Source organism: Anaerocolumna cellulosilytica, assembly GCF_014218335.1.
Lineage (GTDB): Bacteria > Bacillota > Clostridia > Lachnospirales > Lachnospiraceae > Anaerocolumna > Anaerocolumna cellulosilytica.
In genome coordinates this window covers 2,577,278-2,602,412 of the sequence record NZ_AP023367.1, presented here as the reverse complement: position 1 = coordinate 2,602,412, position 25,135 = coordinate 2,577,278, and the positions used below count along the sequence as shown (strand labels likewise).

Genomic DNA, 25,135 nt, shown 5'->3' with positions numbered 1-25,135 from the left:
AGCCCTCCTTTAATTATAGTAAAATGTTTTCCTGGTTAATATGGTACCAACTGTCACTAAAATAACACATACAACGGCAGTACTTAGAATACTCATAGCGGAACTTAACCCATAGTTATAATTTACAAAAGCAGCCTCATAGGCGGTGTCAACGACTAAACTTCCCACAAAGGAATCAACTATGGTATAAACTACATTCGTAAGAATCAGAGGAGAAACCATTGGAAATGTGACCTTCCAAAAGGTTTCATATGTTGTAGCACCTTCAATATTGGAAACTTCATACAGAGAATGCGGTACAGATTGTAATGCAGCTATAAATATTATTATCTGTACACTAGAAGCTCTTACAATATCAAAGATTCTGCCAATCAAATCAACTATATAATCAAGCAGTTTATCCGGAAGCCCTAAATCTGTAAATATACTTAGAAAATAATCTATATTCACTCCCGATATGCCAGACATTTCTGAAGCTACAGCACCGGCACCACCCTGAATATTCTGTGTTGCTAACAATAGTGTGTTTGCTACAGCACCGGACCCCAATAGTATCGGTAGAAAAAAGATTGCTCGAACTAGCCCTCGTCCCCTAAATTTGCTATTTAAAAGCAATGCAATGAACAAGCTGAAGAATATAATAAAAGGTACATCAATTAATATGTCTATAATAGAATTGACAAATAATTGATTAAAATTTGCATCTTGAAACAGGGCATATTTAAAATTATTTAGTCCGATAAATTGAGAAGTATATCCTCCGCTTTCTGCTATGTTGATTTTGCTTAAAGAGAAAGAAATAGTGATAAACAGGCTTCTTACATAATAGATTAAAAATCCAAGAAACCAAGGTGATATAAAGAGCAAGCCAACAATCGCCCTTTTATGTCTCAACGTCAATTTATCATGTTTTGCAGCTTTTATCTTCTTATTAATAGCCATGCCCTTTCGCCCCCTTTTTAAGAACATAATCTCTGGCCGGTATGTTAACTCCCTGATGGGTTTTATCTTTATTGCTATAGTTTATGTATAGAGTACAACCATTCTCATAACTTATATGACGCAGACCATTGTCCAAAATCTCATGTTCTGTTATAGTGCTTCCGGTTACATACTGTAACACTTCATTGACTTGATGATAGATTGCAACCCCCGCCTTCAGCCAATTATCGTATTGTGTTGAATACAGACTGTTTAAGCCGGAATATTTAATATCACTGGAGTCCTGATAGGATAAAGTAAAATGTGGTGCCAGACCATATTCTAACATTCTAAGAACCAATTGCTGTTTATCAAAATTGTCACTCAAATTAATGGGGTTACCGCAGTAGTCTGTCATACCATGGATTACCATCTGATAAAATGGAATTTCTTCATCTACAATATAATACGGATTATGCCCCTCCGGTACATTCTGTATATCTTTAGTATAGGCAAAGGCATACACATTGGGACTGTTTATCATCAACTCTTTACCAGAATTCTGCAACAGCATTAATTGACTTGTAATTATTTTTTTCGCTTCTTCTCTGTTTATAACATTTGTTCTTCTTTTATCAGAAGATAAAACCTCGCCCATATCTCGTAAGGATATACCATCTAACGGAACTTCTTCTAAGCTTTTTTTGAATTTATCAATATGACGGACCAAAAATTTAGGAGACACTATATTATAATTAGTTTCTTGATAACCCATGGAACCAGTTTGTCTTAGGGTAACGGGATTCTTTCTACCCAGGGATATTACATAACCGGAATAATACTGGGAACTTTCCATTTTATAATTATAGTAATCTGATTCAAAAGATACCTTCTGAAATGCAACATCACCAAATAATTTAGAACCAGAATTAACTAACAATTCTTTTAGTTTTAAAAGTTCCTTTTTTCCACCTAGTTTCTTTTCTATCTTAATGTCCTTGGCTACGTCATGATAATATCCACCATTAAACCAGCCTAAATAATTGATGCGAAGATTGTTAACCGACTCTGCTTGAAAAGTTTTAACAATATCTTGTGCCTCCTCAAAGGTGGTCATAGGGTATACACCAAGATAAGGTACACCCAGTATACTCATCTGCTGTTTTACCCCGCCTACCACATCCAGATAAAAAGGTATCTTTTCTGAGGGCAATTTTTTCGATAACAAACCACGATTCATTAATTCTGTCCGATAATAAGTAGCCATACCCGAATAACTGGCGTCCTCTTTTTCTAGAAAGGAATAGCCAACCGTAATAGTAAGCCGGTACAAATCCTTTTCCAATACCGGTAAATCAGCAGATACTCCTGCGGTACCAAACATAGATACCTTTTCCGTTCCTCTTAAAAGAAAGGAGGGATATACATAGTTATAGCTATTAACACCACCAGATACATCAGCAATTAAATTTGCCAAGGTATCCCCTTCTGTAATTATGGCAAATACTGCATTGTCCCTTCTTTTTATACCAAATACCGGAAGTCTTGCCTCTTCTGTGTTCTCTACTACAATAAAGGATTGCATGGCTTCGTCCATACCATATATATATTGGTTATACCGTTCCGTTCGCTTGCCGTTATTAAAGTGTATGAGAGAGCCGGAACCATTTGGTACTAACATATAGCCTTCTTCCTCTGTTCCCCCTGCACCGAAAAAGCAAAGTAAATCTATTTTTGCAAGCTTTCCACCGCCTGTTTCCTGTATCTGTTCCGTAGGTACGGATACTATAAGCTTATCTTTCTCTAACCGATACTCCAAAGGAATTGTGAAGGTAGTTCTTTCAGCGGCTTCATCACCGGATGCCGCCTGTGCGTCTGCATCAAACTCCTCTACTGTATAGCCGGCAGCCTCCACAAGCTTATTTAGTTTTGATAATCCAACTTTGTTTCCCTTTACACCGGTTGACAATTCTAGAAAGCCTTCTAGGGTTTTAGATTCTGTATAACTGTTTTTAAACGTCTTAGCTTCTTTTTCAGTTAATCTGCTTAATATCTTTTCTTCTAAACGCTCCTTTGTGATAAAAGGGGGCACCAACCCGGTTGGACTGTCCAGATTACCACACAGGTATGTATAGCGAATACCATCTTTTATTTTTTCTGCTGTCACCTGCTTTTTCAACACACTGTAATCATAATTATACATAGTTACTTCTGTCATACTGCTATCGTAATAACTTAGTACAAATTGAGAGTTTAATGCTGTTTTATTGCTGCCTGAGGCAAGGATGTCTTTCTCTCTGTCCGGCGGATTGGAGTATGTAATTGTATTGCTCCGTTTATCGTAAACAGCTATCTCTGTTGTTTCTATATTGGTATATAGTTTTAAGATATCATTTTCTGCTGCTAAAACCATGCCGTATACATAAGAATTGTCTTCCGTAAGAGGTGTAAATTGTGAACCGTCTTCATAAACAGCTTCCGTAAGATACTGTTTATATGTGTCATAGAAGAAGTAGTTCAGACAAAGATAGGTTAGATAACCTCCGGCAGCTAAAATGAGTCCTATTATAATGAACAGGGTTTTGTTCCGCTTCATTTTATGCTTTATGCTTTTCTTTAAACTTATTTTCATATTAAACTCCCATCTGTAGGTCCAGCGTACATACAAATCAAGATGTTGAAAAAATGGTTTTTTCAACTGAACTCCCATCTGTGTGCTCTAGTGCAATGTGCGCTTGCACAGGTATAAATCAAGAAGCTAAAAAATATTTAGTTATTTTTAAGCTATATTCTTAAAATTAGTTCTGTATAAATACTTTCAAAAAACAGATACACTTGATTGATGAGTGAGATCAAAAGCAGCAACACAAACAGAATCAGCAAGAGAGATATGAAAGTAAGCACAAGGGTAAAGAGCGTCTTACCGAATCCGAAATTATGTATTGTCATTATCCCAATTAAGAGTAGAATGGAAAAAAATACAACGGATACTAAAAGAAGGAGATAATAGATGATTTCTTCCCCATATGCGGTAAACCAGGATAAAATGGTTGCCGGTATAAAGGTTAGTACCATTGGCAGCAGGGAATAACCAATTACCGTTATAATATCCTTAAACCGCCCTTCTCCCTCTGTTAAGCAGGTTACTGACCAGTTGGCGGCGGCAAATAACAGGACTGCCAAAAAGATGCTTATAATTTCTGCATAGCTGTTAACTGTTCTTGGGTTAATAACATTTACTATAAATCCTGCATATCTTCTATTTAAAGAAAAGGATAAGCCAAATAAAAATACCAGAAACAGAGCTACTAAAACACTACCTTTTTCCCGATGCCGTACCTCATAAAAACCGTCAAAGGGATGGGATATTATATAGAATGGATATAATAATTTTTCTTTCTTACTCATGCTCTGTTCCTCCCTTTCTTTTTATTTTTAGTATAATACCAGTTCCTACAAACAATAGTGTGCCAATGGTTAGTATTGAACCCAAATTCTCTTTTAAAATATCATCCCGATACCGTTTAAACGCAATGGAATAATACGTCCTATCCATTCCAAGCTTTAGGTACTTCATTGCCATTTTATTTTCTCCTGCTGCCAAATAGGATTTTCCAATACCAACATAAGCAAGTTCAAAATTCTCATCTAATAATAATACTTTTTTCCATATTTCTACCGCTGCTGATTCATCACCGCGAAAACGTAAGGATACCGCTTCATTAATCAATCTTCCATACTCTGCTGCCGTAAAGGTCATTATTTCGCCCCTTCCTGCATCCAGAACCATAATCACATCGCCTATCGCTTCGATGGCAACCGGATTTTTAAAAGTCCCTTTCTGACTTCCTCTTCCTCCGAAAATATAAAGAATATTTCCTTCATGGTCATAGGTAAAGATTCTACCCCTAGTCTGATCAATGATAGAATAGATTCCATTATCACGGTAGGCAATATCAACAATTCTGGATGCTCCGGAATAGTCTCCGGCAAGTCTATACCATAAATCACCGCTTAAACTGCCATCTTTCTTCTTAATAACATCCTGACCTTTTGGATTCAACCTCCTGACTGACTGTACTCCCTTTGTATCAATATTAGTGGCATATACAAAGCCATCTGGTGCCATATCTACGCCTGTAAATTCCGTTGGAATAAACTGTACCTGTCTTGCTCTTTGCGCTTTGGTAGATAAACGTCTCCAAATCTTGTCATACGTGCTGATAGCTACCTTAATCGTTCCGGTAAACCCAGTAAAGCTCCCATTTTCATCAAAAGCCATTATACCTTGAAACATATTTTTAACAATCACGTAAACACGGTTGGCATAATCTACCGTCACCTTCATGGGTATAAAAACGAAATTATCTGGCAATACCTCCGATACTGGATTATTAATAATTCGTATTAGCTCCCCGTTCTCATGCAGGGCTATAATTCGATTATGATCCATATCAGCTACATATATCACATTTTGACCGGTTACAAAAACACCGTATGGGTTTAAAAAAGTATCAGGACTGCCGTTATTATCAAAGTTTTCCATCACTTTATAAAGTGTTAAATCCGAATTTAAAATAAGAATGCGGTTATTCCCTGTATCTGCAATGTATATTTTGCCATCTGCTGCTACAAATAAATCCTGGGGATTACTTAAACTTCCAACCCCTAAATCAATACCCGATAGGCTGCTTTCCGGTACATAGGCTGCCGGAGTATAATATACATATTCCCAGTAGTCAAAATTATAAGTCTCGTAGGGTAACGCACTATCCGCTGACACAGTAGTACTCGCTGACAGTATCAGTGCTAAAACAAATGTCAGATAGCCATACAGCTTTTTATACTTCTTTCTTTTATATTTCATACCTTTCCTCCCATCTGTGTGCCCTTGTACTAATAGCACTAGCGCTATCTGCGCTTGCACACGTACACCTTCTTATTCTTTCATGCCCGATGTGGTCATGGTTTCGATGATACTGCTCTGACAGATAATAAAGAAGGTGATTGGAATGGCAGCTATAATAAAAGTTACCACCGCAGCTGCCCCTTGTCTTGCGGGTCCGCTGTTTACAATCTGCTGTAAGGCATATTGCAGGGGTTTGAGCTGTTCACTTCGTAAATATGTACTTCCGGTATTTCCCCACATGCTTTGAAATTGTAAAACAGCCAGGGTTAACCATGCTGGTTTGACATTGGGCATAATAATGGCCCAGAATATGCGGTACTCATTGGCTCCATCAAGTCTTGCAGATTCTACTAAGGAGTCAGGAATTTGCTCCATAAACTGTTTGATAAGATATAATCCCAAGCCATAGGCAAATGCCGGAAGTATGACTGCCAGATACGTATTATTAATTCCAAGCCAGGAGATAATCATATAATTAGGTATTTGGGTAACCTGCCAGGAGAACATTAAAGATAATACTACTATTTTAAATAATATATTCTTTCCCGGAAAATTATGTTTTGCCAGAGGATAAGCTGCAAGCGAAGCAAATAGTACATGGCCAATGGTTCCGCCACCGGTAATAATAACGGTATTTAGTATATAACGGCTTAAGGGTACCCAGGAGTTTGACATAAGAACAAATAAATCAGAGAAGTTATCAAATTCTGGATTTCTTACGAATATTTTAGGCGGATAACGAAACAATTCATCCAAAGGCTTTAGAGCATTGTTTACCACCATAATGAGCGGGAGTACCATAAATACACCACAGACAGCCATAAATAAAAATAAAGTAAGATTCCCCGCCATAGAACGGTTTAGGGTTTTTTGACGGTGAAACAACCTCTTTTTAGGTTTACTGTAGTCTCGCTTCATCTAACTGCCCACCTTTCTTAACAGTCTTTGTACCAGTTTATTCGTACCAATCATAAACAGAAACAAAACAGAGGCTATGGCAGAGGAATATCCCATCTCATAGCGGAAAGTACCAAAGTCGAGAAGATGGGTTACAATGGTTGTTCCTGCGTAGTTTATACTTGGATTGCCTGCCAGTTGAATGGATATGTCTGCCACAGCAAAAGACTGGGTAATCTGCATGACAGCACCAAACATTAGCTGGGGTTTCATAGATGGCAGGGTTACATAGAAAAGCTCCTGCCATCGATTCTTTACTCCATCTACTGCTGCTGCTTCATATAACGTTTTATCTACTGTTTGAAGTCCCGCTATAAAGGTTAAAAAGCCGGTACCAAGGCTTAGCCACAATTGAACAATAATTAGAAGTGGCAGTACGTATTTTTCTGTTTTTAACCATAAGATGGGTTCACTGATAAAGTCCCATCGCATGAGAAAACCATTTAGATACCCATAACGATCACCAGAGAGAATAATTAACCATATAACAAAGGCATTACCAGAGATGGAGGGAGCATAAAATATCAGTGTTAAAAGTGCCCTTACCTTACCCTTGAATTCATTAATAATCCAAGCAAAGATTAAACACATAAAATAACTGACTGGTCCTGTAATAACAGCAAAAATCAAGGTGTTTCGGATCGCTGTTTTAAAGATATCATCATCTAACAATAATCGAATGTAATTATCCCATCCAACGAATTCTGGCAGTTCTAACATATTAAAATTGGTAAAGCTAAAAACAATAGAAGTAATAACCGGTAATATTGTAAACAGGAAAAATAGTATGAAATAGGGTGCAAGCATGATATATGATGTCTTGCTGCGCTTAATTTGGTTTAACAGGGACCATTCATTATTTGTAGTTTTTGTTGTTTTCTTACTCATCTCAACTCCCATCTGTGTGCCCTAGTGCTTATAGCACTTTCATTTCACACTAATTCCCCTATTCTGCTGTTATTAATCCAAATTCTTTACGTTTAAAGGTTATTTCATCATTAATATACCTTACAAAATCCGTTAAAGCTTCCCGGGGCTGCATCTTGTTTTTCTCTTCTGCCGACACTACATGGTAAAAGGCATTATTAATATTACGCCAGGAATAATAACCACCAGGAACTTGAGGAATTCCGGCTAACCATTCTGCCTGCTTCATTAGAGCCTCATAGTCCTGAGAGGGCCAAGGCAGATTCCGGAATGCCTCTATATTCGCTGTCGGATAACGAGCTGCTGCACCTAGAAGTGCCTCCATTTCCCTGCCATATTGAGTTTGAATCTCTGTTGACGTCCACCATTTTAAAAATTCCCAGGAGGCTTCTTTTTCTTTTGATGCACTCATAATTACGGCAGCCGTACCGGTACCTGTTACTGTATGGTCTACCGTTTTTTGATTACCTGCTGTATTAAAGGTACCCGGCACCATTGTAAAGCCCCATAATCCCTTTAAGTCAGGTGCTGATACTTGTAACTCGTTATACAAGGTAAAGTCTGAAATTACCAAGGGTGCTTCCCCTGTGCGGAACCTTTGGGAAACACTGGTTTCTTTATCTAATTTATAATCTGTGTAAAAAGCACAATATTCCTTAAATGTATTAATGGAAATATCACTGTCTAATGCAGAGGCAGTCCCTAAGCTATTATAATATTCTCCTCCCCCTTGATAGAGCAGCATGGCAAAAACTTGTTCCGTTAACGGCAGCATACCAAGATCCATCTGGTTTTTACTTAAAACGGACAACGCTATCTTCATATCATCCCAGGTTGTAGGTATAGCAAGACCCAGTTCTTTTAAGATATCTTTTCTATAGAACATCATGAGATATGTCTGGGTTTCCGGAAGTGCATAAGTCTTTCTTTCAAATTGAAAAGGTACCATAGCACTTTCCCTAAATCTTTCTTTAATTTCTCCTAAATCATTAAACGCAGACAAATCAACAACTGCATTTCGCAAGCCATAGTTCATGGGTAAATCTCCACCTACCTGTAATGCAACATCCGGTCCCTGCCCTGACAAAGTTGCCTGTAATAAAGTACTCATGTCAACCAACATGACGTTAACGTTTATGTCGGCCGCAGCCGTAAAAGACTCATCAATTAGGGATTTTAGTACATTTGCCTGATCTCTGCCGGAACCTACCCATACAGTAATAGTTTTTAACGTGTCATCCTCATCTACCACAGTTCCAATGGAATTGTAATCAATGATAAAGGAATATAATAAAGTTTTCGCAGAATGCCTTAGTTTATCCCAAAAGGAATTGTTAGTTTCCCTTATCTTTACATCCGGCGAATGAACATATATCGTATCCAGTGCTAATGGCTGCTCGAGTGCAGAACTTATCCAGGTGCCCATGGCACTCATATTTATTTTATAAGAACCTAATACTTTAGTGAAACGTTCTACATCCTTTGAAATATAGTCTAACTGATCCCTCATAGTTTTTAGTACTGCTTCCCGGTTACTGGTACCTCCTGATACTTCTTTAAGTCCGGTTAAAACCTCATCCAGTTGGTCTCTTAAAACGGCTGTTTCTTCCTGTAGACCCGGTACGTTAGTTTCTATATTATAATCCCTATACTTATCAGGCTCTACACCAGTAATTCGAATTACTTTCCGGTATATGGAGTTTAACTTAAGGATACAGTCTTGTACCCGGCTCACCAGTTTTGAGAAGTCTCCTAATACCACTTCCATGCGAAGAGTATGTTTTCCCGCCTCCAAATAAAAGAGGTAAGGTTCTTTTTCTTTACTTCCAAGGGTTATCATATTCCAATCACTATGGTAATAAAAACCATAATCATTCATTTCCTCAAAAGGTACCTTCCCATCTATACTTATCTTCCTGGAAGTGTATATACCTCTTACAAAATTTTGCTTTGCGTGAAGGGTTATGTAATAATACCCGCTTTCCTCTATTTCAAAATCCCACTCCAGCCACTGTCCGAGCAGTCTCCAGTTGCTGTTATTTCCGACTGTGTTATTCCGAAGTTCTTTTGCATTGTAAGGAAATACTGCCGGAGAGGATTTATCCTGAGTAGGATAAAGCATCTGTGAGGATTTCCGATTGGCATCTTCTGCCTCGATTCTCACGGTTTTTCCTATTGAATTATTCTTATTAAAAGCTTCATTTGTGACCATTAATTGTGAATATGTCTTTAATTTTTGTGAATTGCTTAATATAATCTTTCGAAGGAGCATGGGCTCTCTTCTCGAATATAGTGTTATGGTATGCTTACCGACTGTTAGATATACAGATAATCGATTTGTTTCATAACCATTGCTGTCATAGCAATAGCTGGTAATCCATTCCGGTGCTTCTCTTTGAGTTGGCTTTAAATCATTGCCTCTGTTGTCTTTTTCCCATTGGTCAACGGAGTCTACCCATATTCTTGAGAATTCAACTAGATTTAACTCTTTATAAGGGAACTCACCATCTATAAATATTCCTCTCTGAATAGAAGCACTCTTTCCTTCTACGGGGTAGTATAGCATAGCTAATTCATAAAATCCTTCTGTCTCTATCATCACTTCATATTCTATAAAACCGCTTTCCTCAGTATAAACTGATATACCTTCCATTTTTTCATAGTCCGTCCATTCCTCAACTGTCATACCTTCAACCCGTACATAATCTTTTGCCTCGATTGTATAAACAGCATTCGGCTTCTTAGTATTGTCATATCGTGAAATATATTCCTGATATCCCATTCCCTGGGTTGAAACATTATCTAATTGTTCTATGAAGTTAGAAATATCCCTGTTTGTTTCAGCATGGATTATATTGCTAGGGTTGTGAAAAGTATTGCTAAGTGTAGCAAAAATTAACAAAAGTATTACAAACATCTTTGGCTCTTTTGTTCTTTTCACTCTCGTTCTCCTTTCTTGCATTTGTGCATTACTGTGCATAATAATAGTCACAACCTTGCATTATTTATTTATATATGTGCATTATAGCATACCATTTATTTACATGCAAGTATTTATATGTTATTATTGCATTTTATTATAGGTTTTTACATCTCATAATATACATGTTACACAATGCACAGTCTTGTACGAATTTGCTTTTTGTTCACAAAATCGTCATTTTTTTATGCATTTTTTCTTATTATAATGTGCAAATCCAATCCGCTATTAGACACGGTCGTCTTCTTCTCTTTCTTAACTATAATAATCACCATTAAATCATATTTTTCTCACTAAAACTCATGCATATTGCTAGAGGCTTTTATTTTGCTTAAAAGAAACGTATGAAATCCTATTATTTCTCTTGCTATCTTAAGCAGATTTTACAAACTTTTAAAAAGGTATTGAATTATCTTAAGAAAAATAGTATATTATGTTGTAAAACGTCGAGCACAATCAATATCTACTTAGATTGTGCTGGATGGGCAGTGTTCCAAGCGGGCTTGGAATGCCTGCTACGCCGGGTTGAAAGGTTTAACAAGATTAGAATAACTTGTATTCTGATTCTGATTTTTAAATTTAATATGAATAGATTTCAGGCGGGCTTGATTTCTATATGTATTAGCTTAAAATAAGATAAGGGTTTAAGTGTAGCTATTTGTTGCTTTCAATCTTTTTTAATGCAACTAAAAAGGCAATTTTACAATTAACGTCCCAAATTGAAAAGGAGATAACTATGATTTATACTAGTCCAAGTGCTATGTCTGACAATGTTCAGAGCGATTGTAATTTAATTAAGGATATTATATTGAAACTGTGTAATAATACATTGTTAACTAACAGCAAAGTTGCTGTCGGCATAGAATACCACAATCGAGAAATCTTAATGACTGTTACAAAAGAAGGAAAAGAAGTTAAAGGTACTATCCCCTTTGAAATTTTATATTTTGATATTAAGAAAATGCATGTAGAGGCAGACAATTATGAAGCTGCCGTTGCTTCAACTATTTGCGAAGAAGCCGAGCGTCTTATTGCCGCATAAGTAACGTTTTACCAGACAATAAAATTCATATCAAAATAAAAGCAGCCACCAACGTACTTTGTTGTGTGACTGCCATTTACATCTTAGACACCTTATGAGGTGCAGATACTTTCTTAAAATTATTTACTTTATGGTTTGACACTATGGAAGTGTTCCCATTTTTTTATTGTTTTTTCTTGCCACCAGTAAAATGAATACTGCGCATATTGTAAGAACTGTTAGTAAGTATCTCTTTTTTCTTTTCTTTATATAATAATAATTGCTGTTTATCCTCATGTTAGCTCCTATCTATAATCTATTGCACCCGATTATAAGTAAACCGTATTACAGGAATAACTTTTATACGCTAACCTTCTTCTCTAACATCCAGGCAGTACCCACATAGGTGATAATGGTAAAGCATAGTAGAAACAGTATGTTTAGAAACAAATATATATTTGTTTCCCTATGAACCATTAAATTAACTCTATCATTTAATACCAAATCCGTTATTTTACCATACACATAATTTATAAAGAAGAACAGTATAAAACTTACCACTCCTTTAAATTTCTTTTCTGCCAAGAAAGTGGTACTTAAGGTTATAGAGAAAAAGGCTACGGTTATGGTATTAATCCAGAAAAGTAATATAACTGCAACTACAAGCAAAATAGCAGACATATCGACATCTATTTTTATTACGGCTCTAAAAAATTCTAAAATCAAATCTTTTACTTCCGCTATCGAAGCAAATTTAGCAACTAAAATGGTTCCGTTTATGGCATAAATAGCGACGAAGGCAATGCCAGATACAAAGACTTGTATTGCAGCTGATACGACCTTTGCTCCTACGATACTGTAACTGGAGTTAGGAGTTAAAAACAGCATATAACTGCACTTCTGTTTTAAATCATTGCTATATGTTATAATTGACTCAAAAGCAAGAAAGAACATGGCTCCGATTGTAAGTACTCCTAAAAAGCCCATAGAAGTGGCCATAGTATTTTCATTCTCAAGCAACACACCTATAACAAACATTACTTCAAGAAATGCTATAATTGACAGAATTACCAACTTTGATAAAGCTTGTTTTCTAAATTCATATTTCATTAATTTTAACATTTTTTAATCCCCCTATTATGCATATACTTCTTTATATAATTCAACTATAGATTTGCCATGAGCTAAGCGGAGTTCTTCTGCCTCTCCGTTCATTGCAATGGTTCCTTTTTTAACAAAGATAGCATTGTCAATGATTTTTTCCAATTCATCTACTAAATGTGAGGATATAATAAGAGTGGCTTCCTCACCCGTTACCTCAAGAATTGTAGTGATAATTCTCTCTCTGGCAATTATATCAATACCATTTAAAGGTTCATCCAGCATATAGAGTTCTGCTTTTCTAGCCATAGTGGCGGCGATTTTTAATTTAGCGGCCATACCGGAGGATAAGCTCTTTGCTTTGTCCTTCATAGATAATTCCATACGTTCAATCAGTTCTTCATATCGTTTTTCATCAAAATCTGAAAAGAAGTCTTTGTAATATTTGCCCACATCCTTAACTGTCATATAATTGTAAAAGAAAGGCTCTGTAGACATATATGCAATCTTACTTTTGGATTCGATTCCAATAGAGATGCCTTTATAGGTAATCGTTCCACTGGTTGGCTTAACCAGTCCTGCTACCATCTTCATCCAGGTGGTTTTTCCGCTGCCATTGGGCCCTAGTAACGCATATACTTTACCGGCCTCAATATCCAGCGTAATGCCGTTAACAGCAGTTTTACTCATATATTTTTTCACAAGATTATTACTTTGTAAAATCATAATTTTCTCCCATCTGCGACCTTTGGTCGCGTACAAATCGAGGAGTTGAATATCTGTATCTGAACTTCACTCCTACTATACTTCATATTGTTTTAATTATTTCTCATCATATTTTACATCTATCAGATGTTTGATATCCTCTTTTGAAAACCCTAAATGCTTCATTCCTTCCAGAAAATTCTCTAAAAGAGTTCCGGCCATTTCTTCGCGTATCTGTTTCAACTTATCTATATCCTCCGTTACAAAAGTTCCTAAGCCTCGTTTTGTAAAACACAGTTCCTCTGCTTCCATTTCCTTATAGATGCGATTAGCAGTATTCGGGTTTATCTTATACTTCATTGCCAAATCCCTTCCGGAGGGAAGCTTCTCACCCAACTCCAAGACTCCTCGCACAATATCCTTTTTTATATCCTCTATAACCTGAATATAAATTGGTATATTATTATCAAATTCCATGTAACTCCTCCTTTCTTTTACGTTATACTAGTGAACTAATTAGATAGTACACTAGTATAACATTTTTGTCAATACCTTTTTAATATTTAATGTAACAAATATAATTTATTTTTCTAAACAAACATAAAGGAGGACTTATCTGTTAAAAAATAAGTCCTCCTTTATGTTTCTACAGTTTATATACATTCCGCCTCAAAAATATAACTTTTCTTATTATTCTTCATCCTGAAGAGCGGCACAGCCCACTTCACCAGTCCGTACTTTTATAACACTTTCCACATCATAAACAAATATCTTACCGTCACCAATGTTGCCTGTATAAAGGGCTTTCTTGGCTTCCTGAACTACCGTTTCAACCGGCACTTTGCAAACTACAATTTCAACCTTAATTTTTGGAAGCAAATTCATTTCCAATGGAACACCACGGTAGTACTCAGTTGAACCTTTTTGCATACCACAACCAAGGACATTGGTTACAGTCATACCTGTAACACCGATTGCATTCATTGCCTGTTTTAAACTTTCAAATCTGCTTTGCTTTGCAATAATAACAACTTTCGTCATCTTAACTCCGTCTGCAGCCGGTGTATAGCCGACTGTAGATACGGGAATTGCTTTTTCAACAGGTGTTGCAAGCTGTACAGGCATTCCTGCTGCTTGAACCTCTGAAGTTACATCTACGCTGGGCATAAAGTCTGCATAGGCACTTGTTAATCCATGCTCCTTGATATCTAGACCAAGAATCTCTTCTTCTTTGGAGACTCTCAATCCCACGGTAGCTTTAATAATGTAGAAAGTAACTGTCATTGTAACAACGACCCATGCCGCAACCGCAACTACACCTAGAATCTGAGTCCCTAGCAAAGATACTCCGCCACCGTAAAATAAACCTCCATCCTGTGCAAAAAAACCTACCAGTATAGTACCTAATGCACCACAGACACCATGAACGCCAACTGCTCCAACCGGGTCATCTATTTTTAATACCTTATCAATGAATTCAATTCCAAACATTACAGCAAAACCTGCTATAATACCGATAATGGCAGCTCCAACCGGAGATACAACTGCACAGCCTGCGGTAATAGCAACTAACCCTGCCAGAGAGCCATTTAAGGTCATTGACACATCTGGTTTTTTATAACGAATCCAAGTAGCGCACATTACTACTATGGTTGCAATTGCTGCTGATAGATTTGTTGTAACAAAAATATGCCCCATGGCAACGAGAGACTCATCTCCTGTTGCAGATACGGTTGATCCGCCATTAAATCCAAACCAACAGAACCAGAGAATAAATACTCCCAACGCACCAAGTGTTAGGCTGTGTCCCGGTATAGCCTTTGATATGCCGTTTTTATCATACTTTCCAATACGAGGCCCTAATATTTTTGCTCCAACCAAGGCTGCAACTCCACCTACCATGTGAACTGCTGTAGAACCGGCAAAATCAACAAATCCCCTTTGTGCCAACCAGCCGCCTCCCCAAATCCAATGTCCAGAAATAGGATAAACCACTGCACTAATTACCATACTATAGATACAGTAAGATGAAAACTTTGTTCTTTCTGCCATTGCTCCAGATACGATAGTTGCTGCTGTTGCACAGAAAACAGTCTGAAAAATTAAAAACGCTTCTAGAGGTACACCATCCGGCAAAATAGAAGAATAGTCTCCTCTAACGAATGGATCAAAGCCCCCAATTAATGCACTGCTTCCTCCAAACATAATACCAAATCCCAAGAGCCAATAAATCGGAGTTCCTAAACAAAAATCCATTAAATTTTTCATAATAATATTACCGGCATTTTTAGCCCTCGTAAAACCAGTCTCAACCATTGCAAATCCAGCCTGCATAAAAAAAACAAGTGCTGCTGCAATTAAAACCCAAATCGTATTTGCTGATGAATACATAAACTTTCCCTCCTAAAATTAAAAGACGTATATTCAGGAATCTCTTCTATGCAGTCCTGAATACACATCTTTGTGTTCAAATTCTCTTATAATACATAATGTAATCTTACACTTTAGGTCGCTTGACTTCTGCATGCAACCTTAAATCTGCAATAAAGTTAATAGAAAGCATCCAAATCTGCGACCCTCCTTGCAATCAAAAAGGGCACTGCAGAAAATATCTACAGCGCCCTTGCCTTTTATTTATTAGTAAGTATAATTGGCAGTTTATATTTTGTCAATGTATTTTTAAGCAAATTTTAAGATTTATGAAATTAAGAGAAATATCAACATATTTCTTTTTAATTTTTAGCTGATTCAGACAAAGTTATTTACGTTTCACAAACTCTAGCAACTTACTCTTATTTTCTACAACAAGCTTTTTATTTTATCTTCTACAACAGATATAGACTCCGTTGGTTCGAATCTTTCAACAACATTTCCATTTCTATCAATTAGAAATTTAGTAAAATTCCACTTTATACTTGGCTTTTTATCATAATCCGGATCTTTACCGGATAACATATTATTTAATAAAGCTGACAATTCATGATCTTCATTAAATCCACCAAATCCTTTTTCTTTCACAAGATATTGGAATAGAGGATGTGCCTCCTCCCCATTTACCTCAATTTTTGAAAACATAGGAAAGGTTATACCAAATTTTGCATCACAAAAACTTAGGATTTCTTCATTCGTACCAGGAGCCTGGTTTCCAAACTGGTTGCAAGGAAAATCCAGAATAACAAAACCATCTTTGCTATATTTTTCATATAAATCCTGTAGTTCATCGTATTGAGGCGTAAAGCCGCATTTTGTTGCTGAATTGATAATGAGTAGTACCTGTCCCTCGTATTTTTTTAATGAAACTTCCTCTTCTGCGATATTTAAAACACTAAAATCATAAACACTCATTTTTCTACCTCCTAAAATTAGTATATATATTGTTGTTAATTGTTTTCAATTTAATTGTATTCAATTATAACAGATTTGTCAATATAATTTTCTTGACTTTTTGAATTTTCTTATTTACTATTAAATTGTACAAAATTTAATTGTAGTACTAACCACCTATCTAAACTACTTGAATTATACCAGAAAGGATTTGTTATTATGAGTAAAAACCTTGATAAAGATATCAAAAATCAACTTTCCGATAATTTTCCCCATGAGGAAGCACTAAAGCTTGACAATCAGCTTTGTTTTGCTCTTTACGTCTGCTCAAAGGAAATCATAAAAAAATATAAACCTCTGTTAGACCCTCTCGATTTGACCTATACAGGTTATATAGCTTTACTTGCACTTTGGGAAAAAGATGAAATCACAGTAAAAGAACTGGGCAATAGGCTCTTTTTAGATTCCGGCACCCTAACACCCCTTTTAAAGAAGTTGGAAAGTCAGGGATTTGTTACCAGAATCCGAAGCATGGACGATGAACGCAGTGTTGTAATCAAACTCACTGATACAGGGCGCAACTTAAAAGAGCAAGCTTTTCATATTCCACAAGACTTAATCTGCTCTATCGATTTTAGTCTAGATAATACCATGGGCTTCATGTCTACGCTCCATACTCTTATGGAGCAGATAACTGGAAAAAATGATTATTAATAGTCTTTGCTATTTATGGTTTTATATTCATTCCAGTTGTGTATAAAAATACCGGAACATTCAGAGATGCAATGAAATTATTAATACACTCCATTATGACACAATGGATTTCTTCCAGCATATATTAGATATAAAAGTTTCTTGTGAGGCATTATGGAAATACATGTCGTACAGCCTGGCGATACCTTGACTTCAATCGCCGCACAATATGGAGTCACACGTGAAAGGCTCATTGTAGATAATGAACTGCCAAACCCAGATAATTTATTAGTTGGGCAAAGTATCATTGCTTTAACTCCAGAAGTAACCCATACCGTTGTAGAGGGCGACACTTTGTACCAAATAGCTAATCAATACGGCGTCACACCTACTCAGATTTTACAAAACAACCCCTGGCTTGCAAACCAGGAGGGATTAATCCCCGGGGATAACTTAGTTATTCGTTTTCAACGCGATGAAGTTTTAGGTAATATTATTATTAATGGATATGCTTATACCTTTATAGACCGTACTGTTCTAAGAAAAACACTCCCTTTTCTTACGTACCTTTCTGTTTTTACTTATGGGTTTACTCCGGAAGGTGAACTTAATACAATCGATGACGAAGAGTTGATTCAGCTTGCTCTTGATTACGGTGTTGCCCCTCTAATGGTGCTCGCCCCAATGGACGCCAGTGGTTCTTTTAGTAATGAAATTGCCCATCAAATGTTCATTAATCCGGAAGCTCAAGACCGGCTTGTTAATAACATTCTTGCTAATATTCAGACAAAGGGATACCAAGGACTAGATATTGATTTCGAGTTTGTATTACCAGAAGACAGACAATTATTCATAGATTTCATATCAAGAGCAAAAGCCAAACTAGAACCCGAAGGCTATATTGTTACCGTAGCACTAGCACCAAAAACTTCGGCAGGCCAAGTTGGACTCTTATATCAGGCTCATGATTATCCCGTTATTGGTGGAATTGCAGATAAAGTGCTGTTAATGACCTATGAGTGGGGATATACATTTGGCCCTCCCATGGCAACAGCTCCCCTAAATAGTGTACGCAGAGTACTTGAATACGGTATATCTGAAATTGATCCTGATAAAATATTGATGGGAATTCCTAATTATGCATATGATTGGGCGCTGCCCTTTGTCAGAGGTGAAACAAAAGCGGAATCCTTAAGTAACGTTGCTGCATTAGAGCGTGGTGTTGAAAACGGCGTTACCATTCAATTCGATGAAGACTCACAAACACCATTTTACTATTATACTGCTCCTGACAGCAGGGAGCATGTTGTATGGTTTGAGGATGCCAGAAGTATGAATGCAAAATATCGATTAATACCAGAATATGGACTAAGTGGTTCAGGAATCTGGCAGATTATGAATTTTTTCCCACAGAGCTGGATTGTAGTAACACAACTTTTTAATATTACCAAGGTTTAAATTATTACTCATGTATAGAAGAAAGATTTTCTTACTCCTTACAGAGAACTGCGACAGTACTATCGAAATGCACACTATTGTACTTAAAGAATACTATAATTAATAAACCTGTAAGGAATAATGCTATGGATAATCAATTTGGATATCAAATCGTACATCGTGCAGATGCTGCTATTTGGGAATCCCGTATTATCGCCCCGGATATGGAGATAGCCTCCTACACCAAGGAGTACAATCTTAGACATTTTCACCTTATCGCTCAGCCGGTTTTGCATAATATATTAACTGATTTGACCATTGATGCCTTAGGCTATAATGGTGTAACACCCGGTCCATTGATTATCATCAAACAAGGGGAATGGATTTACCTTACTTTAGAAAACAGATTGGATGAGCCAACAGGCTTGTCCATTCATGGTTTGACAATTCCGAATCTGCTAAATAATACCTTTCATATGAACCAACGTTTTCAACCAGTAAAACCCGGTGAATGCTATACTTATAAATTCCTATGTTGGCAAAGCGGTACTTATTTTTATCAATCTAGTCAAGACTTTCAAGTATCTATGGGTATGATGGGGGCATTTATTGTTTTACCAAAAGATCAGGATATCAGTGATGGTATAATCCCGGATCAGGATTATATCCTGTTAATGCAACAATGGGATATTCCGCAGCCCCAAATGGGGCAAATATATCCAGGTGTTTATAAACCGGACAAATTTCACAGGCACCCTAATTATTTCACAATTAACGGAAAATGCTTTCCGGATACCTCACCACTATATTTTCGCTATGGCAATAAAATACGTATCCGCTTTGTAACGAAAGCTGGCGAAAATCAATATATGCATTTTCACGGACACAATTTTATGATTGCCAATGTTAATGGATTTTCCAGAAGTGATTTTATGGATGACACCATAGACCTTGCCTCTGGCAGAAGAACTGACATTGACTTAATAGCTGATAACCCTGGTACATGGACCTTAATAGGAACAAAGACATTTCAGCAGTCGAACAACGGAGTTGCACCCGGTGGCTTTATATCTAAAATACTCTATATCTAACTATAAATAAAAATGGAACTGTATAATTATCCCCTAGCAGGATATTACATAGTTCCATTGTTAATTCGAGCATCCTTTTTAGCAAATGGTACTACTTATTCTTATCAGGAATTTGTTAATACACGGCTTAAGAATTCTCTTGTTCTGTCTTCTGTTGGATTATTAAAGATTTGCTCCGGACTGCCTTCTTCTGCTATAACCCCTTTATCCATAAATACCACTCGGTCTGCCACTTCTTTTGCAAATCCCATCTCATGGGTTACAACCAGCATGGTTAAGCCTGATTGAGCCAGTTCTTTCATAACTTTTAATACTTCCCCTACCATTTCCGGGTCAAGTGCGGATGTCGGCTCGTCAAAAAGCAGAACATCCGGTTCCATGGATAATGCTCGTGCAATCGCCACACGTTGTTTTTGTCCGCCTGAGAGCTGTTTTGGTTTAGCGTTAATATACTGTTCCATTCCAACCACTTTTAGGTATTTCATGGCTACAGTCTGTGCCTGCTCTTTACTACGACCCAAGACTTTTAGCTGTCCAACCATACAATTGCTAAGCACATTATGATTATTAAACAGGTTAAAATGCTGGAAAACCATACCAAGTTTAGTACGATATCCGTAAATATCATGTTTACTGTCTAAAATATTTTCACCGTTATAAATAATACTCCCGCCGTTTGGCTTCTCTAAGAGGTTTATGCAACGAAGAAGCGTTGATTTACCGGAACCAGAAGAGCCTATAATACAAACTACTTCCCCTTTGTTCACAGTAAAATCAATATCCTTTAATACTTCATGGCTGCCAAAGGACTTACTCAAATGTTGAATTTCTATCACTTTTTCCATCTCCACATTTCCTTCCTTTACACTCTGCCACCGGGGCTGTTTTTCGTTCTTTTTAACATATGTTCCGGTTTTTCAACCTGCATCTGGTTTCCCATCATAATGTAATTATCAGGTCCATCCAACTTACGCTCAACCATTCTTAAAATTCTTGTTATGGTAAAGGTCATAATAAAATACAGGACACAAGCTACAAAGAATGACTCAAAGTATCTGAAATTATTGCCTGCAACGGACTTAGTCTGGAAAAATAACTCAGATACAGAAATCACATTTAATACTGAGGTATCTTTAATGTTGATAACAAATTCATTTCCGGTAGCTGGTAAAATATTTCGAATTACCTGAGGTAAAACAACATGTATCATCGTTTTAATGTGATTCATACCAATTGCTGAGGCTGCCTCAAACTGTCCTTTATCCACGGACAAAATACCTCCGCGGACAATTTCAGACATATACGCACCTGTGTTAATGGACACAATAAAAATAGCCGCAAAGGTCTTGTTCATGTTTATGTCAAATGCTTGTGCCGAGCCATAATAAATTACCATGGCTTGTACAATCATCGGTGTTCCTCTGAAAAATTCAATGTATGCACTTAGCAGCCCATTTATTACTTTTAATAGTATTCTTTTCATACCTCTCTCAGGCAGCGGAATTGTTTTCACAATTCCTACCATCAATCCGATAAAGGTTCCCACAATCGTACCAATAATTGATATATATAGCGTAATCCCCGCGCCTCTTAAGAACATAGGCCAGTATTTTGAAATTATATTAATCAGCCATTCCAGGCTCATAATTCTTCCTCCTTCATTCGCAAAACTGCCACTAGGCAAGCCTTACCCGGTAACCAATCGTCATCGTTCCTTCTTACCCTGAAACATTCTAGGTATACACAGGCAAAACTTAACTTGCGGCAGTCTGTAAAAAATCTATTCTTGTGCAGCTGGTTGATTTAAAATAGCTGTATCCATAATGCTTGTACGTTCTTCTTCTGATATTCCAGCCAATATTTCATTTATTTTAGCTGTTAAGTCACTACCTTTTGTTAAACCTACAGCAATCGCTGTATCGTCATCAGAGGTATCAAAACCTTGTGTAAATTCTACCATCGCAAAATTTTCATTTGCAGCTGCTGCACTGACTCCCTCCGGACGTTCAGATACATATCCGTCAATAATGCCGGATTCTAAAGCTACTCTCATTGCAGTGAAATTATCCATAGCAGTTTCCTTTACTACACCATTTATCTGATCAATTACAGAATAATGGAATGTATTTAACTGCGCTGTAATTTTTGCGCCTGAAAAATCCTGAATGGAAGCAGCTCCTTCATATTGACTGCCTTTCTTTACTACCATAACTAAATCTGACTTATAATAATTTTCAGTAAAATCAATGGTTTCTTTTCTTTCAGCAGTTGGTGACATGCCGGCTATTATAGCATCAATTTTTCCAGAGGTTAAAGCCGGTACCAACCCATCCCATTCTGTCTTTACAATTACCAATTCTTTTCCAAGGCCTTCCGCCAGTTTTTTTGCGATTTCCACATCATAACCACCTGCAAATTCCGGGCTGCCTTCAATTGTTACTCCACCGTTTTTATTATCCATCTGGGTCCAGTTAAAGGGAGCGTAACCAGCTTCCATTCCCACACGGAACATATTATCACCGTTTTCTCCTGTTTTATCTCCGTTCCCTGCAGTATTCTTTGTACCGCACCCTCCTAAAAGCATAACAGCTGATAACGCAACGGCTAATAATCCAACTACTTTCTTCTTCATAATTTCCTCCATTCTTACAACTGGTTAGATACTGCATAATCTATTTCCATATTATACCCAACCAGTATACACTTAATATTATATTTCCCCAGTTAATTCTTGCTGTGCACCCTCTTTTAATCTATCTTGTTTTTTATGGTTACGCCTGCATCCTGGTCAGTTTGTCCTCTTTTAGCTTATGAGAAATCCTACTATAGCAACCCTTTACAAGAAGAATATTCTACTATTGAAACAAAAAAAGCCTTGAGGTAAACTCAGGCTCACTAAAAAATCCTTTGTCCCCACCATTTTCCCATCGGAGATAGCACAACTCAATAAACTGGGAAGTTCATTGAGACAGTCCTACAGCTCTTAACTGTAGTCCCAGCATATAATACGGAGTGTATTATACACTTCGGCGATATTTCCTTCTCCATAGCATCTTTGCCACTCAGACTCCACAACAGACTGTTAAATACCGCGCCTCTACCTCACTTGTCAAAGTGAGGCCATATGAAATTATGTTATCTATCTTACAACAGGAATCACTATCTGTCAATTATGAAATCATAATTCCTAAAAAGTTAGTCTGCTAAAACTTTATTCTTTTATTAAAACCTTGTTACTTTGGCGAAATTAAAATCCTACTCGTCCTTGGGAATAAATGCATACAGGGTTTCATATTTTAACAATATAAACCTTTCTCAAAATATTTTTGGGGATACACAGGAAGGCACAGGTGCTTTATGAAAAATTTCTGGAGGATAAATGTATTACTGCTGGCCTTTTCATTCCTGTTAATTTATATCGGATATCATAAAAATACAGTAGTTTATAAAAATGCGGTTACAGGCAATGAATCTAAAAAAGACTACGTTAAAACAGCGGACAATATTGTAATTGGGTGGTCGGTTTATAATACGGAGCAGGAATATTTCCAGACTATGCAACAAGGAGTTATAAACCGGGCTAGGGAATTAAATATAGGTGTTATACCTTATGACCAAAAGAGCAATACCTCTGAAATGATAACCGGTACTATGGAATTAATTGCTCAGGGAATTGATGCATTGTTAATATCTCCGATAAATCCGGAAGCCATGATGGTAGTTTCAAACTTAACAGAGGAAGCAGGTATTCCATTAATTGTAATAGATGTAGGTACAGGAGGAGCAGATATTGATGCATTCATTATTTCTGACAATTATGGGGGAGGTGTACTGGCAGCAGAATATGCACTAAGATTAATACGTGAGCATGAACTTTCCAGCCGCAACGCCGTTATAATTAAAACAGAAGAAACTTCCACCTATGCAAGACGGCGCGGCGAAGCCTTTGCCAGAGTTATGGAAGACAGTAATATTGCTGTGGTTGCGGAAGTTACCGCCAACTCAAGTCAAAAACAAGCTTATGAAGCAATGAAAGAAATTCTAAAGAATTATGGCAGTGATTTAGCGGTGGTTTTTAGCGAAAATGATACTATGGCACTAGGAGTAGCGCAAGCTGTAAATGAGGCCGGTTTGACAGGCAAAATCATGATAATTGGTTTTAATGGAGATCCTTCTGCAATTGAAGCCATTCAAAATGGGTATATGCAGGGCACAATAGCCCAGCAGCCTTATGAAATGGGGGCTTTAGGTGTAGAAATAGCAAATACTTTACTAAATGGTGGTACCATTACTTATGATGATAGAGAGACAAAAGAACTTTTTTCAGAAGTTTATTTAATTGATGAAACCGGCACCAGAAATCGTTAAGCCAATTCCTAGTTTGTATTTAGTTTGCAGAGCTGTTACAAACCAATCTCAGATATTGATTTATTGTAACAGCTCATTCTGATTTTTCGCTCATATACTTTTTATACTTTTCCATAACATTGGGATATTCCTTAAAAAACCTCAGCAGCTTGCTTATTCCCAATAAGATATCTGCATTTATAGTGTGTTCCATCTTTTCTGTACTTTCTAATAGCCCTTCTGTTATACATAGTAATTTCAAAAATTCTTCGATTAGATTATGTCTGTCTAATAAATTTTTACCAAGAAGGAGCCCCTCCGGTTCTAGCCTGATTACTCCATACTTCTCGTACTTTAGTAAATGTTGGTCTGCCAGTTTTTGAATCATTCTGGTAACTGACGGCGGCTGTACATTTAGGGCTGCTGCCAAATCATTTACTCTTGTAAATTCATGTTCCTTCGAAAGCCTAAAAATCATTTCCAGATAATCCTGGGCTGAGGGTGACAAGCCTTCGGCTTCCCTTTTCATATATTCATGAAATGTAAAAAATTCTCCGTCTGTCATAAACACTCCCCCATTTTTAAATTCACCATTATAGATACTTGAAAACAGTTATTGAAGGATGAAATTATACCTGCCATTGAATACAAAGTTCTGTAATTACCTATATTTTATTATATGAACTAACTATGAAAAATATAGATAAACCTAGTTATTGTAC

The 25,135-nt window shown here is 36.8% G+C and carries 21 protein-coding genes and 1 riboswitch; of the genes, 5 read left to right on the top strand and 16 right to left on the bottom strand.

Annotated features, from left to right (window positions below; translation table 11 throughout):
- Positions 1-9 precede the first annotated feature (9 nt).
- From acsn021_RS10565 to acsn021_RS10535, 7 genes are all read right to left on the bottom strand, one after another.
- Positions 10-942, bottom strand: coding sequence for a carbohydrate ABC transporter permease (locus tag acsn021_RS10565; protein ID WP_184089835.1), 933 nt, complete (start codon positions 940-942; stop codon positions 10-12).
- The gene (locus acsn021_RS10560; protein ID WP_243167751.1) at positions 932-3,553 is read right to left on the bottom strand and encodes a DUF5696 domain-containing protein; all 2,622 of its coding nucleotides are present in this window, start codon (positions 3,551-3,553) and stop codon (positions 932-934) included. Before acsn021_RS10560 ends, acsn021_RS10565 begins: the two co-directional genes overlap by 11 nt.
- A 152-nt stretch (positions 3,554-3,705) precedes the next feature.
- Positions 3,706-4,329, bottom strand: a complete 624-nt coding sequence (locus acsn021_RS10555) for a Yip1 family protein (protein ID WP_184089838.1) — start codon at positions 4,327-4,329, stop codon at positions 3,706-3,708.
- Positions 4,322-5,788 carry an NHL repeat-containing protein gene (locus acsn021_RS10550; protein ID WP_184089841.1) on the bottom strand — a complete coding sequence of 489 codons (1,467 nt, stop codon included), beginning with the start codon at positions 5,786-5,788 and terminating at the stop codon, positions 4,322-4,324. The genes acsn021_RS10555 and acsn021_RS10550 overlap by 8 nt, the downstream gene beginning before the upstream one ends.
- Positions 5,789-5,860: 72 nt before the next feature.
- Positions 5,861-6,748, bottom strand: a complete 888-nt coding sequence (locus acsn021_RS10545) for a carbohydrate ABC transporter permease (RefSeq protein ID WP_184089844.1) — start codon at positions 6,746-6,748, stop codon at positions 5,861-5,863.
- Positions 6,749-7,675, bottom strand: coding sequence for a carbohydrate ABC transporter permease (locus tag acsn021_RS10540; protein ID WP_197978606.1), 927 nt, complete (start codon positions 7,673-7,675; stop codon positions 6,749-6,751).
- 58 nt (positions 7,676-7,733) lie between these two features.
- Entirely contained in the window at positions 7,734-10,655 is a 2,922-nt protein-coding gene (locus acsn021_RS10535; RefSeq protein WP_243182327.1) for an extracellular solute-binding protein, read from the bottom strand.
- A 775-nt stretch (positions 10,656-11,430) separates the two neighbouring features.
- On the opposite strand from acsn021_RS10535, the gene acsn021_RS10530 reads away from it, so the two are divergent.
- Positions 11,431-11,736, top strand: a complete 306-nt coding sequence (locus tag acsn021_RS10530) for a hypothetical protein (protein WP_184089853.1) — start codon at positions 11,431-11,433, stop codon at positions 11,734-11,736.
- Positions 11,737-12,075: 339 nt separating this feature from the next.
- On the opposite strand, the gene acsn021_RS10525 is transcribed toward acsn021_RS10530, so the two are convergent.
- The 5 genes from acsn021_RS10525 to acsn021_RS10505 all read right to left on the bottom strand — a co-directional run bounded on the left by acsn021_RS10525 (position 12,076) and on the right by acsn021_RS10505 (position 16,866).
- Positions 12,076-12,837, bottom strand: coding sequence for a hypothetical protein (locus tag acsn021_RS10525; RefSeq protein WP_184089855.1), 762 nt, complete (start codon positions 12,835-12,837; stop codon positions 12,076-12,078).
- 15 nt (positions 12,838-12,852) lie between these two features.
- Positions 12,853-13,542, bottom strand: coding sequence for an ABC transporter ATP-binding protein (locus acsn021_RS10520; protein WP_184089858.1), 690 nt, complete (start codon positions 13,540-13,542; stop codon positions 12,853-12,855).
- A 96-nt stretch (positions 13,543-13,638) separates the two neighbouring features.
- The gene (locus acsn021_RS10515) at positions 13,639-13,998 is read right to left on the bottom strand and encodes a GntR family transcriptional regulator (protein ID WP_184089861.1); all 360 of its coding nucleotides are present in this window, start codon (positions 13,996-13,998) and stop codon (positions 13,639-13,641) included.
- A 213-nt stretch (positions 13,999-14,211) separates the two neighbouring features.
- Positions 14,212-15,912 (bottom strand): ammonium transporter, encoded by a 1,701-nt coding sequence (locus acsn021_RS10510; protein ID WP_184089864.1) that lies wholly within the window; start codon positions 15,910-15,912, stop codon positions 14,212-14,214.
- Positions 15,913-16,320: 408 nt separating this feature from the next.
- Entirely contained in the window at positions 16,321-16,866 is a 546-nt protein-coding gene (locus acsn021_RS10505; RefSeq protein ID WP_184089867.1) for a glutathione peroxidase, read from the bottom strand.
- Between the two features lie 198 nt (positions 16,867-17,064).
- On the opposite strand from acsn021_RS10505, the gene acsn021_RS10500 reads away from it, so the two are divergent.
- The 3 genes from acsn021_RS10500 to acsn021_RS10490 all read left to right on the top strand — a co-directional run bounded on the left by acsn021_RS10500 (position 17,065) and on the right by acsn021_RS10490 (position 20,066).
- Positions 17,065-17,559, top strand: a complete 495-nt coding sequence (locus tag acsn021_RS10500; RefSeq protein ID WP_184089870.1) for a MarR family winged helix-turn-helix transcriptional regulator — start codon at positions 17,065-17,067, stop codon at positions 17,557-17,559.
- Between the two features lie 153 nt (positions 17,560-17,712).
- Positions 17,713-18,996 carry a glycosyl hydrolase family 18 protein gene (locus acsn021_RS10495; protein ID WP_184089873.1) on the top strand — a complete coding sequence of 428 codons (1,284 nt, stop codon included), beginning with the start codon at positions 17,713-17,715 and terminating at the stop codon, positions 18,994-18,996.
- Positions 18,997-19,121: 125 nt separating this feature from the next.
- On the top strand, positions 19,122-20,066 hold the full coding sequence (locus acsn021_RS10490; RefSeq protein ID WP_184089876.1) for a multicopper oxidase domain-containing protein: 945 nt from the start codon (positions 19,122-19,124) through the stop codon (positions 20,064-20,066).
- Positions 20,067-20,170: 104 nt separating this feature from the next.
- Here the strand turns inward: acsn021_RS10490 and acsn021_RS10485 are convergent, their stop codons facing one another.
- The 3 genes from acsn021_RS10485 to acsn021_RS10475 form a co-directional block, all read right to left on the bottom strand.
- A complete protein-coding gene (locus acsn021_RS10485; protein ID WP_334297318.1) occupies positions 20,171-20,917 on the bottom strand; it encodes an amino acid ABC transporter ATP-binding protein in 747 nt (248 codons plus the stop codon).
- Positions 20,918-20,928: 11 nt separating this feature from the next.
- Entirely contained in the window at positions 20,929-21,711 is a 783-nt protein-coding gene (locus acsn021_RS10480; protein WP_184089879.1) for an amino acid ABC transporter permease, read from the bottom strand.
- 135 nt (positions 21,712-21,846) lie between these two features.
- Positions 21,847-22,698 (bottom strand): transporter substrate-binding domain-containing protein, encoded by an 852-nt coding sequence (locus tag acsn021_RS10475; protein WP_184089882.1) that lies wholly within the window; start codon positions 22,696-22,698, stop codon positions 21,847-21,849.
- Positions 22,699-22,992: 294 nt separating this feature from the next.
- Positions 22,993-23,174: riboswitch (Lysine riboswitch) on the bottom strand.
- Positions 23,175-23,423: 249 nt separating this feature from the next.
- Here acsn021_RS10475 and acsn021_RS10470 point away from each other — a divergent pair.
- The gene (locus acsn021_RS10470) at positions 23,424-24,434 is read left to right on the top strand and encodes a substrate-binding domain-containing protein (protein ID WP_184089885.1); all 1,011 of its coding nucleotides are present in this window, start codon (positions 23,424-23,426) and stop codon (positions 24,432-24,434) included.
- Between the two features lie 73 nt (positions 24,435-24,507).
- Here acsn021_RS10470 and acsn021_RS10465 read toward each other — a convergent pair whose 3' ends face one another.
- Positions 24,508-24,978: a metal-dependent transcriptional regulator gene (locus tag acsn021_RS10465; RefSeq protein WP_184089888.1), complete on the bottom strand. Its 471-nt coding sequence runs from the start codon at positions 24,976-24,978 to the stop codon at positions 24,508-24,510.
- Positions 24,979-25,135 lie beyond the last annotated feature (157 nt).

Bases quoted from the DNA above. Each gene is read 5' to 3' on its own strand.
- acsn021_RS10550 (WP_184089841.1), bottom strand. From the start codon at position 5,788: ATGAAATATAAAAGAAAGAAGTATAAAAAGCTGTATGGCTATCTGACA.
- acsn021_RS10505 (WP_184089867.1), bottom strand. From the start codon at position 16,866: ATGAGTGTTTATGATTTTAGTGTTTTAAATATCGCAGAAGAGGAAGTT.
- acsn021_RS10565 (WP_184089835.1), bottom strand. From the start codon at position 942: ATGGCTATTAATAAGAAGATAAAAGCTGCAAAACATGATAAATTGACG.
- acsn021_RS10555 (WP_184089838.1), bottom strand. From the start codon at position 4,329: ATGAGTAAGAAAGAAAAATTATTATATCCATTCTATATAATATCCCAT.
- acsn021_RS10515 (WP_184089861.1), bottom strand. From the start codon at position 13,998: ATGGAATTTGATAATAATATACCAATTTATATTCAGGTTATAGAGGAT.
- acsn021_RS10560 (WP_243167751.1), bottom strand. From the start codon at position 3,553: ATGAAAATAAGTTTAAAGAAAAGCATAAAGCATAAAATGAAGCGGAAC.
- acsn021_RS10490 (WP_184089876.1), top strand. From the start codon at position 19,122: ATGGATAATCAATTTGGATATCAAATCGTACATCGTGCAGATGCTGCT.
- acsn021_RS10500 (WP_184089870.1), top strand. From the start codon at position 17,065: ATGAGTAAAAACCTTGATAAAGATATCAAAAATCAACTTTCCGATAAT.
- acsn021_RS10510 (WP_184089864.1), bottom strand. From the start codon at position 15,912: ATGTATTCATCAGCAAATACGATTTGGGTTTTAATTGCAGCAGCACTT.
- acsn021_RS10495 (WP_184089873.1), top strand. From the start codon at position 17,713: ATGGAAATACATGTCGTACAGCCTGGCGATACCTTGACTTCAATCGCC.
- acsn021_RS10525 (WP_184089855.1), bottom strand. From the start codon at position 12,837: ATGTTAAAATTAATGAAATATGAATTTAGAAAACAAGCTTTATCAAAG.
- acsn021_RS10465 (WP_184089888.1), bottom strand. From the start codon at position 24,978: ATGACAGACGGAGAATTTTTTACATTTCATGAATATATGAAAAGGGAA.
- acsn021_RS10470 (WP_184089885.1), top strand. From the start codon at position 23,424: ATGAAAAATTTCTGGAGGATAAATGTATTACTGCTGGCCTTTTCATTC.
- acsn021_RS10480 (WP_184089879.1), bottom strand. From the start codon at position 21,711: ATGAGCCTGGAATGGCTGATTAATATAATTTCAAAATACTGGCCTATG.
- acsn021_RS10520 (WP_184089858.1), bottom strand. From the start codon at position 13,542: ATGATTTTACAAAGTAATAATCTTGTGAAAAAATATATGAGTAAAACT.
- acsn021_RS10530 (WP_184089853.1), top strand. From the start codon at position 11,431: ATGATTTATACTAGTCCAAGTGCTATGTCTGACAATGTTCAGAGCGAT.
- acsn021_RS10475 (WP_184089882.1), bottom strand. From the start codon at position 22,698: ATGAAGAAGAAAGTAGTTGGATTATTAGCCGTTGCGTTATCAGCTGTT.
- acsn021_RS10545 (WP_184089844.1), bottom strand. From the start codon at position 6,748: ATGAAGCGAGACTACAGTAAACCTAAAAAGAGGTTGTTTCACCGTCAA.
- acsn021_RS10540 (WP_197978606.1), bottom strand. From the start codon at position 7,675: ATGAGTAAGAAAACAACAAAAACTACAAATAATGAATGGTCCCTGTTA.